Annotated in this window: 9 protein-coding genes and 1 tRNA gene; 6 read left to right on the top strand and 4 right to left on the bottom strand. The window is 72.1% G+C overall.

Features of this window, described 5'->3' with window-relative positions; all coding sequences use genetic code 11:
• Positions 1–146: 146 nt before the first annotated feature.
• Positions 147–1058, bottom strand: coding sequence for a LysR family transcriptional regulator (locus tag ABZX65_RS14115; protein WP_355338022.1), 912 nt, complete (start codon positions 1056–1058; stop codon positions 147–149).
• Positions 1059–1174: 116 nt separating this feature from the next.
• Here ABZX65_RS14115 and ABZX65_RS14110 point away from each other — a divergent pair, with 116 nt between their 5' ends.
• From ABZX65_RS14110 to ABZX65_RS14100, 3 genes are all read left to right on the top strand, one after another.
• Complete coding sequence (locus tag ABZX65_RS14110; protein WP_355338019.1) at positions 1175–1987, top strand: inositol monophosphatase family protein; 813 nt, start codon at positions 1175–1177, stop codon at positions 1985–1987.
• 48 nt (positions 1988–2035) lie between these two features.
• The gene (locus ABZX65_RS14105) at positions 2036–2680 is read left to right on the top strand and encodes an NAD(P)-binding domain-containing protein (RefSeq protein WP_355338016.1); all 645 of its coding nucleotides are present in this window, start codon (positions 2036–2038) and stop codon (positions 2678–2680) included.
• 190 nt (positions 2681–2870) lie between these two features.
• Entirely contained in the window at positions 2871–3833 is a 963-nt protein-coding gene (locus tag ABZX65_RS14100) for a DivIVA domain-containing protein (RefSeq protein ID WP_355338013.1), read from the top strand.
• 349 nt (positions 3834–4182) lie between these two features.
• On the opposite strand, the gene ABZX65_RS14095 is transcribed toward ABZX65_RS14100, so the two are convergent.
• Complete coding sequence (locus ABZX65_RS14095; protein WP_355338010.1) at positions 4183–5526, bottom strand: histidine kinase; 1344 nt, start codon at positions 5524–5526, stop codon at positions 4183–4185.
• A gap of 256 nt (positions 5527–5782) precedes the next feature.
• On the opposite strand from ABZX65_RS14095, the gene ppc reads away from it, so the two are divergent.
• Positions 5783–8518 carry a phosphoenolpyruvate carboxylase gene (ppc, locus tag ABZX65_RS14090; protein ID WP_355338007.1) on the top strand — a complete coding sequence of 912 codons (2736 nt, stop codon included), beginning with the start codon at positions 5783–5785 and terminating at the stop codon, positions 8516–8518.
• Between the two features lie 138 nt (positions 8519–8656).
• Here the strand turns inward: ppc and ABZX65_RS14085 are convergent, their stop codons facing one another.
• Both ABZX65_RS14085 and ABZX65_RS14080 read right to left on the bottom strand, forming a co-directional pair.
• Positions 8657–9259 (bottom strand): TetR/AcrR family transcriptional regulator, encoded by a 603-nt coding sequence (locus tag ABZX65_RS14085; RefSeq protein ID WP_188282429.1) that lies wholly within the window; start codon positions 9257–9259, stop codon positions 8657–8659.
• A 148-nt stretch (positions 9260–9407) separates the two neighbouring features.
• Positions 9408–10400 (bottom strand): acyl-CoA desaturase, encoded by a 993-nt coding sequence (locus tag ABZX65_RS14080; RefSeq protein ID WP_355338004.1) that lies wholly within the window; start codon positions 10398–10400, stop codon positions 9408–9410.
• Positions 10401–10622: 222 nt separating this feature from the next.
• Here ABZX65_RS14080 and ABZX65_RS14075 point away from each other — a divergent pair.
• Positions 10623–10694: transfer RNA gene (locus tag ABZX65_RS14075), tRNA-Gln, on the top strand.
• 108 nt (positions 10695–10802) lie between these two features.
• A complete protein-coding gene (gene glmU, locus ABZX65_RS14070) occupies positions 10803–12260 on the top strand; it encodes a bifunctional UDP-N-acetylglucosamine diphosphorylase/glucosamine-1-phosphate N-acetyltransferase GlmU (protein ID WP_355338001.1) in 1458 nt (485 codons plus the stop codon).
• Positions 12261–12294: the final 34 nt, after the last annotated feature.

Raw genomic sequence — 12294 nt, 5'->3', positions numbered from 1 at the left:
GCTGTTACGCCCCACTGAGGGCCGGGCGGACGGCTGAACCGCGGCGCGGGGTCGTTGCTGCGGCGTCAGGGGACGGCCCCGCCGCGGCGGGGCCGTCCGCTGTGCCGTTCAGGCGGGCCGGTCAAGCGGGCCGATCTGGGGGCCGGTCAGGCGTTCAGTGGTGCGAACAGCGCCTGGACGGTTTCGGTGGCCAGGTCGCGCAGCCAGATGTGGGCGCGGTCCTCGTCGTAGCGCTGGTGCCACAGCAGGTACAAGGGGACGTCGGGCAGCGGGAGCGGCGTCGGCAGGGTGAGCAGGCCGAGGTGGTCCCTGGCCTCGCGGGTGACCGCGTCGGGCACGGTGACCACGAGGTCGGTGTCGAGGACCAGCCGCAGCGCGAAGGCGGCGGTGGGCCCGGCGGCGGCGACGCGCCGTTCGAGGCCGTGCGCGGCCAGGGCGTCGTCGACCGAGTCGCGCAGGCTTCCGCGCCGGGAGACGGTGAGGTGTTCCGCCGCCGCGTAACGCTCGGGGCTCAACGGGCCCTCGGCCAGCGGGTGGCCGGGCCGGACGGCGACGACCAGCCGGTCCCTGCCGACGAGGCGGTGGCGGATGTCGGGAAGCGCCGACCGGCCGGAGCTGGATTCGAGGTCGACCTCGCCCCGGTGCGACTCGGGCGTGTCCGTGCCGGGTTCGGCGGACAACCGCAGCCGGGCGCCGGGCGCCTGCTCGCGGACGGCCGTGGTCAGAGCGGTGCCGCAGGCCGCGGTCAGCGCGTCGTGCCAGCGCACGGTGAAGACCCGGTCCAGAGCCGCCAGGTCGAGGCTCTGCCGTGCGGACAGCAGGCGGTGGGCCTGCTGCACGAGGGCGTGGACTTCGGCGCGCATGGCCAGCGCGCGAGGGGTGGGGAGCATGCCGCGCCCGGCGCGGACCAGGATCTGGTCACCGGTGACCTTGCGGATACGGCCCAGGGACCGGCTCATCGCGGGCGCGGTCACATGGAGGCGGGCCGCGGCGCCGGTGACGCTCCCCTCCTCCAGCAGCGCGTCCAGGGCCGTGAGCAGGTTCAGATCCAGTTGCATGACAGTAAATCTACAAGTGAAAAGCATGCACTTGTTGTTAATCCATGGGCGACCTACCGTCGAAGTGCGGGCGCGAGAAGAACCGCCCCGCGGCCATCGACACCAGGGAGCCCCCCATGAGCACAGCCATGCCTTTCGCCGCCGGCACGACCCTCCTGTCCGACGTGACGGCCGCGGTGCGGACCGCCGGTCGCACGTTGCGCGACCGCCACACCACGCACGCCCGCGGCGTGAGCCTGGACGAGGTCGTCGCGGAGATCCACGCCAACGACGACGCGGTGCTGAGCGTGCTGCGCGAACCGCTGCTGCGGGCCCGGCCGGGATCGCGGTGGGCCGAGGACGAGTTGGCGGGCGGCGCGCTCCCGCCCGGGGAGTGGTGGGTGGTCGACCCCGCCGAGGGCAACATCAACCACGTGCACGGCATGGACGACTGGGCCGTCACCGCCACCCTGGTCCGCGACAACCAGCCGGTGCTCACCGTCGTCCACCTGCCGCTGACCGGTGACACGTACACCGCGGTGGCCGGCGGCGGCGCCCGCCTCAACGACCGGCCCCTGGCGGTGTCCGCCAAGACCGGTCTGGCCGCCTCGCTCATCGGCACCGGTCAGGCCAGGCCCGGCGAGGACGAGCGCACCTTCCGGCGGATCGGCGACTCCGTCACCGCCATGCTCGTCAACGGCCTGGTCGTACGCGTGTCCGTGCCCGCCACGATGCAGCTCATCCACGTCGCCGCCGGACGGATGGACGCCTTCTGGCAGTTCTCCGACGTCCGCTCGGGACTGGTCTCCGGCGCCCTGCTGGTCTCCGAGGCCGGAGGCACCGTCACCGACCTGGCGGGCGAGCCCTGGAGCACCCGCAGCCGCGACTTCCTGGCCGCGGCCCCCGGCGTCCACGCCGCCGCCCGCGAGGTCCTGTCGCCGATCGTCTGACCGGACGCCCCGCCCTTACCCGCTCGACACCGCAAGGAGCATCACCTCATGACCACCATCGGCATCCTGGGCGCGGGCCGCGTCGGGACCCACCTCGCCAACAAGCTCTCCGCCGCGGGACACCAGGTCACCCTCGGCGGCCGGACCCCGGTGGAGACCGCCGCCCGCGCCGCCGGGGCCGCCCCGACGGTCGCCTTCGCCGACCAGCCCACCGCCGCCCGCGGCGCGGACATCGTGATCAACGCGACGCCCGGCGACACTTCGCTGGAACGCCTCACCGGCCTGCGCGCCGAACTCTCCGGGAAGATCCTCGTCGATGTCTCCAACGCCACCCGCGACGCCGAGGACGGGCTGCCCGGCGACCTGTGCTACCCCGGCGGCAGCCTCGCCGAGCATCTCCAGGCCGCACTCCCCGACACCCGTGTGGTCAAGACCCTCAACACCATGCTGTTCATGGTCATGACCGCTCCCGAGATCCTGGCCACCCCGCCGACCGCCTATGTGTCGGGGGACGACGAGGACGCGAAGAAGACCGTCAACGGTCTGCTCGCCGACCTGGGCTGGCGGCCCGCATGGATCGAGGACCTCGGCGGCATTCGCACCGCCCGCGCCGCCGAGGCCATGATCCTGGTCGTGCCCCACGTCCTGCGCCGGAACGGCTTCACGCCGTTCGCCGTCTCCCTCGCACGCTGACCCCCACCCCGCACGCGGCGAAGAGCCGGGTGACGAAGGGCACTTCCCTTCTTCACCCGGCCCGTCTGCGTTCGGGGCCATCGGGAAGGGAGTGGATGGGTAGGAGACAGGTCGGAGTGTCGCAGCCCGTACAATTCGGACATAAGCCAAAAATAGGCAGGACGGAACGGCCGACGGCGAGGGGCAGGGCATGAGCAGCAACACCGCATCGTCAGCCCGCAACATCGACACCGCGCGCGGACGCGGCTATCGGCCGGAACAGGTCGACCGTTTCCTCGACGAGTTGTCGGAGGACCGGGACGCCGCCTGGGAGCGGGCCGCCCGGCTGACGGTGCTCGCCAACGAGATGGACGCCGAGTGCGCCTCGTTGCGGCACCAGGTCGAAGCGCTCGGCGCCACCTCGTTCGACGCGCTCGGCGACGGCGCCCAGGAGTTGCTGCGGCTGGTCGAGGAGGAGGCCGCCGCCGTACGCGACCGCGCCGAGGCCGAGGCGCAGCACGCGCGCGACACCGCGGAGACCGCCCGCCGCACCCTTCAGGACGAGGCCCGCGCCGCCGCCTCCGCCCGGCTCGCCGCCGCCGAGGAGCAGGCGGAACGGCTCCTGGACGAGGCGTGCGGACGCGCCTCCGAGATCCTCGGCCAGGCCCGCGCGGAAGCCGAGGCCGTACGCGGCGAGGCGGGCCGCGCCCTGGACGCCATGCGGCAGGACGTCGGCCGGACCCTGGCCGAGGTCGACAAGGAGCGCCGCGAACGGCTCGACACCCTCGAACACGAGCTCGCCGAGCGCGAGGCCGGGGTCGACAGCAGGCTCGCCGATCTCCTCGGCGACGCCGAACGGCGCCTCCACGAGGCGCACCAGGAGCGTGCCGACGCCGAGGAGGCCCTGCGGGTGCAGCAGCAGGAGGCCGAGGAGCGGGCGTCCGAACTGCTCGCCCAGGCGCGCATGCACGAGGAGCGCACCCGCCGCGAGAGCGAGCGCTCGCTGCGCGAGCACGAGCAGCACCGCGACGAGATTCGCGCGCATCTCGCGCACGTACGGGCCACCCTCGCCTCCCTGACCGGCCGCCACCTCCCGCCCTCCGGGCCGGACCACCCCGAAGCCCCGGGCGCCCCCGGCCTCCCCGAACAAGCCGACCCGTCCGACCCGGCCTGACCCCGAAAGCCCGCTGCCATTGCGCAGGGCGCTGTCCTGAGGGGCGCGGGGAAGGTGCGCTGCCCTTGCGCAGGGCGTTGTCTTGAGGGGCGCGGGGAAGGTGCCTTGCCCTTGCGCAGGGCGTTGTCTTGAGGGGCGCGGGGAACTGCGCGGCCAGCCCCCACCGGGCTGTCAGCCCGGGAACAACCGCGTCTGCCCCGCTGGGGCCGGTGGCCAATGGCCGCGCCACCGTCGGTGGCTGAGCGCGCAGTTCCCCGCGCCCCTCAAGGATCGGCCAGCCGCCTTGGGAGAAGAACCGCCCAGGGCCCCGCCCCCGAAGAGCGGCTCACCGTCCGGCGCCAGGCGGGCGTCAGATCGGGCGGGCTGCCAGGGGCAACAAGGCGGAGACGCGGAAACCGCCGTCGGGGGTGGGGCCCGCGGCGAAGCCCCCGCCGTGGGTGGTGACACGTTCCTTCATACCGACCAGCCCGTGCCCCCCACTGGGAAGCGGCGTGGCCGGGGTGCCGTCGGAGGGCCCGTTGAGAACGAGGACGGCGATCTCGAGCTCGCGGTAGGCGAGCCGGACATGGGCCCTGGCGCCCCCGGCGTGCTTGTGGACGTTGGTGAGCGCTTCCTGCACCACGCGGTAGACGGTCTGTTCGACGCGGGCGCCGCAGGGCCGCTCCTCGCCCTCGACGGTGAACTCGACGGTCATCCCGGCGGCCTGGGACTGCTCGACGAGTTCGCCGAGCTGGTCGATGCACGGCCCCTCGGGCTCCGGCTCCATAGCCGTATCCGTATCCGTATCCGGCTCCGGCTCAAGAACCCGCGGCGCGGGAAGCCGCGGCGCGGGCGCGGGTGCCCGCTCGGGCGCCGCCGTACGCAGCACCCCGAGCATCTGGCGCAGTTCGGTCAGCGCCTCGCGCCCCATGTCGCCGAGCAACTCCGCGGTGCTGGACGCCTTGGCCGGGTCCTTGAGGGCGACGGCCTTGAGGGCCGCCGCGTGGACGACCATCAGGCTCACCCGGTGGGCCACCACGTCGTGCATGTCGCGGGCGATCCGGGTCCGCTCCTCGGCGCGGGCCCGCTCGGCGCGCTCGGCCGCCTTCTCCGCGAGGAGTTCCAGCTCGCGTTCCAGGCCGTCGGCCCGCTCCCGCAGGCTCTCCACCAGCCGGCGCCTGGCCCGTACGTACAGACCGAGCAGGACCGGCGGGGCGGTGAGGCCGAGGGCGAGCAGGAGTGAGGTGCTCAGGACGATCGGCAGGGACATCGAGCGGTTGTCGTCCGCGTTGCGCAGGCTGTCGTGGAGGCGGATGAAGGAGACCAGGAAGGTGCCGAGGCCGTTCATGGCGGCGAGCGCGGCGGTGATCCGGCGCGGCACCTCGGAGACGGTCAGGGAGTAGAGGCCGACCACCGACAGCAGGAAGCCCAGCTCGGCCGGGCTCAGGGCGATGCCCACCAGGACCACGGCGATCGGCCAGCGGCGGCGCAGCAGCAAGGTGCCGCCCGCAAGCAGCCCGATCAGCGCCGCCACCGCGGGCGTCACCCCGGTCTTGTGGGCGAAGGTCACGCCCTCGAAGGCGCACTCCACGGCCGAGGCCACGGCCAGCGCCAGGTCCAGGAGGAAGCCGCGCCGCCGCGTCCACCACCACCAGCCGGACCCGGGCCGTCCTCCAGCCCCGTCGTCCGGTACGTGCGCCCCCGTCGTACTCATGGCGTCCAGACTAGGCGGTGCCCGAGGCGGCGTGGCGGCCGTGTCAGCCCCGTATCGGCGCGGTATCGGCCGGCGGGACCGGTAAGGGTCTCCAGGGGTAAGCGCGACCGGGTGCCGTGTCCGCCAGATGGGCGGGCCGTCTCGCCGCGGAGGCGGCCACCTATCCTGGAGCGGTCGGACAGCGCGGTCCGCAGCCACGTCTTTCCCTACGCCTTGTATGCCGTCGTCCACTTCCACTGCACAAGGAGCCGCACCTGTGAGCAGCGCCGACACCGCCCCGGAGAGCAGTACCGCCCTGCGAGCCGACATCCGCCGCCTGGGAGAACTGCTCGGCGGCACGCTGGTGAGACAGGAAGGCCAGGAACTCCTCGATCTCGTCGAGCGGGTACGTGCCCTGACCCGCACCGACGGCGAGGCAGCCGCCACGCTTCTCGGCGACACCGACCTGGAGACCGCCGCCAAGCTGGTACGCGCCTTCTCCACCTACTTCCATCTGGCCAACGTCACCGAGCAGGTGCACCGCGGCCGGGACCTGCGCGAGCGCCGCGCGCAGGAGGGCGGCCTGCTCGCCCAGACCGCCGACCTGCTGAAGGACGGCGACCCCGAGCACGTACGCGAGACCGTACGGAATCTGAACGTGCGGCCGGTGTTCACCGCGCACCCCACCGAGGCCGCGCGGCGCAGTGTGCTGAACAAGCTGCGCAGGATCGCGGAGCTGCTGGACGACACCACCGGGCAGGGCACGGGCGACCGGCGCCGCGCGGACCTGCGGCTCGCGGAGAACATCGACCTGCTGTGGCAGACCGACGAGCTGCGGGTGGTGCGCCCTGAGCCCGCCGACGAGGCGCGCAACGCCATCTACTACCTGGACGAACTGCACGCGGGCGCGGTCGGCGACGTCCTGGAGGACCTGGCGGCCGAGCTGGAGCGGGTCGGGCTGCCGCTGCCCGCGGGGACCCGTCCGTTGACCTTCGGCACCTGGATCGGCGGCGACCGCGACGGCAACCCCAATGTGACCCCGCAGGTCACCTGGGACGTGCTGATCCTCCAGCACGAGCACGGCATCACCGACGCGCTCGACCTGGTGGACGTGCTGCGCGGCGCGCTGTCCAACTCGATCCGCAACTGCGGCGCGAGCACCGACCTGCTGGACTCGCTCGCCACGGACCTGGTGGCGCTGCCCGAGATCAGCCCGCGCTACAAGCGGCTGAACGCCGAGGAGCCGTACCGGCTGAAGGCGACCTGCATCCGGCAGAAGCTCGTCAACACCCGCGAGCGGCTGGCCGGCGGCACCCCGCACGTCCCCGGCCGCGACTACCTGGGCACCGGCGGTCTGCTGCACGACCTCCAGCTCATCCAGGACTCGCTGCGCGTCCACCGCGGCGGCCTGATCGCCGACGGCCGCCTGGACCGTACGATCCGGACCCTGTCCGCCTTCGGCCTCCAGCTCGCGACCATGGACGTGCGCGAGCACGCCGAGGCGCACCACCACGCGCTGGGGCAGCTCTTCGACCGGCTCGGCGAGGAGTCCTGGCGGTACGCGGACATGCCGCGCGACTACCGGCGCAAGCTGCTGGCCAAGGAGCTGCGCTCGCGCCGCCCGCTGGCGCCGACGCCCGCCCCGCTGGACGAGGCGGGCGCCAAGACGCTCGGGGTGTTCCACACCATCCGGGAGGCGTTCGAGCGGTTCGGTCCGGAGGTCGTGGAGTCGTACATCATCTCGATGTGCCTGGGCTCGGACGACGTCTTCGCGGCGGCGGTGCTGGCGCGCGAGGCCGGGCTGATCGACCTGCACGCCGGGATCGCCAAGATCGGCATCGTGCCGCTGCTGGAGACCACCGACGAGCTGAAGATCGCCGACCAGCTCCTGGACGAGATGCTGTCCGACCCGTCCTACCGGCGGCTGGTGTCGCTCCGCGGTGACGTGCAGGAGGTCATGCTCGGCTACAGCGACTCGTCGAAGTTCGGCGGCATCACCACCTCGCAGTGGGAGATCCACCGGGCGCAGCGGCGGCTGCGTGACGTCGCGCACCGGCACGGGGTGCGGCTGCGGCTGTTCCACGGCCGCGGCGGCACCGTCGGCCGCGGCGGCGGCCCCTCGCACACCGCGATCCTCGCCCAGCCCTGGGGCACCCTGGAGGGCGAGATCAAGGTGACCGAGCAGGGCGAGGTGATCTCGGACAAGTACCTGATCCCGTCGCTGGCCCGGGAGAACCTGGAACTGACGGTCGCCGCCACGCTCCAGGCGTCCGCGCTGCACACCGCGCCCCGGCAGTCCGACGAGGCGCTGTCGCGCTGGGACGCGGCGATGGACATCGTCTCCGAGGCGGCCCACGACGCGTACCGCAAGCTGGTCGAGGACCCGGACCTGCCGCCGTACTTCTTCGCCTCCACGCCCGTCGACCAGCTCGGCGAGCTGCACCTGGGCTCGCGCCCCTCGCGCCGCCCGGACTCCGGTGCGGGCCTGGACGGTCTGCGGGCCATCCCGTGGGTGTTCGGCTGGACGCAGTCCCGGCAGATCGTCCCCGGCTGGTTCGGGGTCGGCGCCGGTCTGAAGGCCGCCCGCGAGGCGGGGCTCGGCCCGGTGATAGACGAGGCGTTCGGACAGTGGCACTTCTTCCGCAACTTCCTGTCCAACGTCGAGATGACCCTGGCCAAGACCGATCTGCGGATCGCCCGGCACTACGTGGACACCCTGGTGCCCGACGAGCTCAAGCACGTCTTCGCCACGATCGAGGCGGAGCACGCGCTGACGGTCAGCGAGGTGCTGCGGATCACCGGGGAGTCCGAGCTGCTGGCGGGCAGCCCGCTGCTGGCGCAGACCTTCCACATCCGTGACCAGTACCTGGACCCGATCTCGTATCTCCAGGTGACGCTGCTGGCCCGGCAGCGGGCGGCAGCGGAGCGGGGCGAGAGCCCCGACCCGCTGCTGTCGCGCGCGCTGCTGCTGACGGTGAACGGTGTGGCGGCGGGGCTGCGCAACACCGGCTGAGCGATCGGAGAAAGGCGCCCGGCGGACCGATGATCGGTCTGCCGGGCGCCTTCTTCTGTACGTCTGTATGCCTGTACGTCTGTATGCCTGTGCGCCTGTGCGCCTGCGCGCCTACGCGCCTGTACGTCGTCGGCCGCCTCAGTTCTTGCGGTGGCCGATCAGCCGCGGCTTGGGCTCTATGCCCGCCAGGCCGTTCCAGGAGAGGTTCACCAGGTGGGCGACGACCTCGGCCTTCTTCGGCTTCTGCGCGTCCAGCCACCACTGGCCGGTGAGCGCCACCATGCCGACCAGCGCCTGCGCGTACATCGGGGCGAGTTTGGGGTCGAAGCCGCGCCGCTTGAACTCGTGGCCGAGGATGTCCTCGACCTGGGTGGCGATGTCGCTGATCAGCGAGGCGAAGGTGCCGGTGGACTGGGCGACGGGTGAATCGCGCACCAGGATGCGGAAACCGTCGGTGTACTGCTCGATGTAGTCCAGCAGCGCGAAGGCGGCCTGTTCCAGCAGCTCCCTGGGGTGGCCGCCGGTGAGGGCGCCGGTCACCATGTCGAGCAACCGGCGCATCTCACGGTCGACGACGACGGCGTAGAGCCCTTCCTTGCCGCCGAAGTGCTCGTACACCACCGGCTTGGAGACGCCCGCCTTGTGGGCGATCTCCTCGACCGAGGTGCCCTCGAAGCCGCGTTCGGCGAAGAGCGTGCGGCCGATGTCCAGAAGCTGCTCGCGCCGTTCCTTGCCGGTCATACGGACCCGGCGGGCGCGCCGGGCGGTGGGTCCCGCCACGCCTGAGGCCGTGGCCGGACGTGAGCCCGACTTCGCACCCGAATCCGTACCCGAGGCCCTGCCGCTTCCGCCGTCGCCGTTCGATCCGCTGCCGTCGCTCACGCGTCAATCATGCCGCTTCACTGATGTTTTCCTTACGGCGGGCCGCGATACGGTCCGCGCTCGGCCAGCGGACGTCGGTGGCCCAGCCGAGCTGTTCGCACCAGCGGATGATCCGGGCGCTGGAGTCGACCTGGCCGCGCAGCACACCGTGCCGGGCGGAGGTGGGGTCGGCGTGGTGCAGATTGTGCCAGGACTCGCCGCAGGACAGCACCGCCAGCCACCACACGTTGCCGGAGCGGTCACGGGACTTGAAGGGGCGCTTGCCGACCGCGTGGCAGATCGAGTTGATCGACCAGGTGACGTGGTGCAGCAACGCCACCCGAACGAGCGATCCCCAGAAGAACGCGGTGAACGCGCCGTACCACGACATGGTGACGAGGCCGCCGACCACCGGCGGGATGGCCAGCGAGATCACGGTCCACAGCCAGAAGTCGCGCGAGACGCGGCGGATCGCGGAGTCCTTGATCAGGTCGGGCGCGTACTTCGCCTGCGAGGTCTGCTCCTCGTCGAACAGCCACCCCATGTGGGCCCACCACAGGCCCTTCATCAGCGCGGGCAGCGTCTCGCCGTACCGCCACGGGCTGTGCGGGTCGCCCTCGGCGTCGCTGAACTTGTGGTGCCTGCGGTGGTCGGCCACCCAGCGCACGATCGGGCCCTCGACGGCCATCGATCCGGCGATGGCGAGCGCGATCTTCAGGGGGCGGTTGGCCTTGAACGAACCGTGGGTGAAGTGCCGGTGGAAGCCGATGGTGATGCCGTGGCAGCCGAGGAAGTACATGCCGATCATGAGGCCGAGATCCAGCCAGCTCATGCCGCGGCCCCAGGCGAGCGGGATGGCCGCCACCAGCGCCACGAAGGGGATGCTGATGAACAGCAGCAGCGCGATCTGCTCGATCGACCGCTTGCTCTCACCACCGCGGGTGGCGCTGTTCAGCGCGTCTTCCTGTCCCGAGGGCCCGGGTTCCCGGGACTCGGGCCTCACGTCCGTGTGCGTGGTCATGTCTGTCCCTTGGGGATCTGAGGGGGCTGGTTTCAGCCGGTCAAGCCCGTAACTTACGCCGCCGTAAGTATTGCAGCGGCCGACGACGAGCGACAGAACCACTTCATGCGGCCCGTCGTGCGATCTCTACCCCGGATCTACGTCGCGTCCACCCCGGCTCGTACGGCATGATGGTGAAGTCCAGCCCGCCCGGCTCGCCAACGGGTCGAAAGCGCGGGTTGATCCGCCGTGGTGTAATTGGCAGCACTGGGGCTTTTGGTGCCTTATGTCCGGGTTCGAGTCCTGGCGGCGGAGCACCTCACCGGGGCCCCGGCCGGTCCGGCCGGGGCCGCCCGGCGTCCATCCGGGAACCCGTCGGTATCCTGCGGATGTCCAGCACCCGAAGCCGAGGAGTCTCCTCACGTGAGCCCGAACCGTCCGGCTGCCGTCGTCGTCCTCGCCGCGGGTGAGGGCACCCGCATGAAGTCGGCCACCCCGAAGGTCCTCCACCCCATCTGCGGCCGTTCCCTGGTCGGCCATGTGGTCGCCGCCTCCCGCGAACTGGCGCCGCAGCACCTCGTGGTGGTCGTGGGCCACGCCCGCGAGCGGGTCACCGAGCACCTCAACGGCATCGACCCGCAGGCGCTCACCGCCGTGCAGCACGAGCAGAACGGGACCGGGCACGCGGTCAGGATCGGCCTGGACGCGCTGTCCGCGCAGGGCGTCGTCCTGGACGGCACCGTGGTGGTCACCTACGGCGACACCCCGCTGCTCACCGCCGAGACCCTGCACACCCTGGTCGGCGCGCACGAGGGCGACGGCAACGCCGTGACGGTCCTCACCGCGAAGGTGCCCGACCCCACCGGCTACGGCCGGATCATCCGCTCCTCCGACGACCGGGTCACCGCGATCGTCGAGCAGAAGGACGCCGGACCGGCCCAACTGGCGATCGCCGAGATCAACTCCGGGGTCTACGCCTTCGACGCGGCCCTGCTCGCCGACGCGCTCGGCAAGATCACCACGGACAACTCGCAGGGCGAGGAGTATCTGACCGACGCCCTCGGCATCCTGCGCGAGGCCGGCCACCGCGTCGGCGCGTACGTCGCCCCCGACCACCGCGAGATCGCCGGGGTGAACAACCGGGTGCAGCTCGCCGAGGCCCGCCGGGTGCTCAACGACCGGCTGCTCCACCGCGCCATGCTGGACGGCGCCACGGTCGTCGACCCCGCCTCCACCTGGGTCGACGTCGACGTCCGCTTCGAGCAGGACTGCCTGGTGCACCCCAACACCCAGCTCCTGGGCGCCACCAGCGTCGGCGCGGGCGCCGAGGTCGGCCCCAACTGCACGCTCACCGACACCGCGGTCGGCCCCGGCGCACGGGTGTCCAACACCGTCGCCGACCAGGCCGAGATCGGCGAGCAGGCGACCGTCGGCCCGTACGCGTATCTGCGCCCCGGCGCCAAGCTCGGCCCGAAGGCCAAGGCGGGCACGTACGTGGAGATGAAGAACGCCTCGATCGGCGAGGGCACCAAGGTGCCGCACCTCAGCTATGTGGGGGACGCCACGATCGGCGAGTACACCAACATCGGCGCCGCCAGCGTCTTCGTGAACTACGACGGCGAGGCCAAGCACCACACCACCATCGGCAGCTACTGCAAGACCGGCTCCGACAACATGTTCGTGGCGCCGATCACCGTCGGGGACGGCGCGTACACCGCCGCCGGATCGGTGATCACCAAGGACGTTCCCGCGGGGTCGCTGGCCGTCGCCCGCGGTCAGCAGCGCAACATCGAGGGCTGGGTGGCGCGCAAGCGTCCCGGCAGCGCCGCCGCCGAGGCCGCCGAACGCGCACAACGAGGAGACACGCCGCAGGGCGAGTGAGGGACGTCTCATCCGGGCCTCTTGAGGTGCACAG

It is taken from the genome of Streptomyces sp. NPDC003300 (assembly GCF_040610915.1).
Lineage (GTDB): Bacteria > Actinomycetota > Actinomycetes > Streptomycetales > Streptomycetaceae > Actinacidiphila.
This window is presented reverse-complemented; position numbering and strand designations above follow the sequence as displayed.

Coding starts and splice junctions, on each gene's coding strand:
- ABZX65_RS14115 (WP_355338022.1), bottom strand. CDS start 1,058: ATGCAACTGGATCTGAACCTGCTCACGGCCCTGGACGCGCTGCTGGAG.
- ABZX65_RS14110 (WP_355338019.1), top strand. CDS start 1,175: ATGAGCACAGCCATGCCTTTCGCCGCCGGCACGACCCTCCTGTCCGAC.
- ABZX65_RS14105 (WP_355338016.1), top strand. CDS start 2,036: ATGACCACCATCGGCATCCTGGGCGCGGGCCGCGTCGGGACCCACCTC.
- ABZX65_RS14100 (WP_355338013.1), top strand. CDS start 2,871: ATGAGCAGCAACACCGCATCGTCAGCCCGCAACATCGACACCGCGCGC.
- ABZX65_RS14095 (WP_355338010.1), bottom strand. CDS start 5,526: ATGAGTACGACGGGGGCGCACGTACCGGACGACGGGGCTGGAGGACGG.
- ABZX65_RS14085 (WP_188282429.1), bottom strand. CDS start 9,259: ATGACCGGCAAGGAACGGCGCGAGCAGCTTCTGGACATCGGCCGCACG.
- ABZX65_RS14080 (WP_355338004.1), bottom strand. CDS start 10,400: ATGACCACGCACACGGACGTGAGGCCCGAGTCCCGGGAACCCGGGCCC.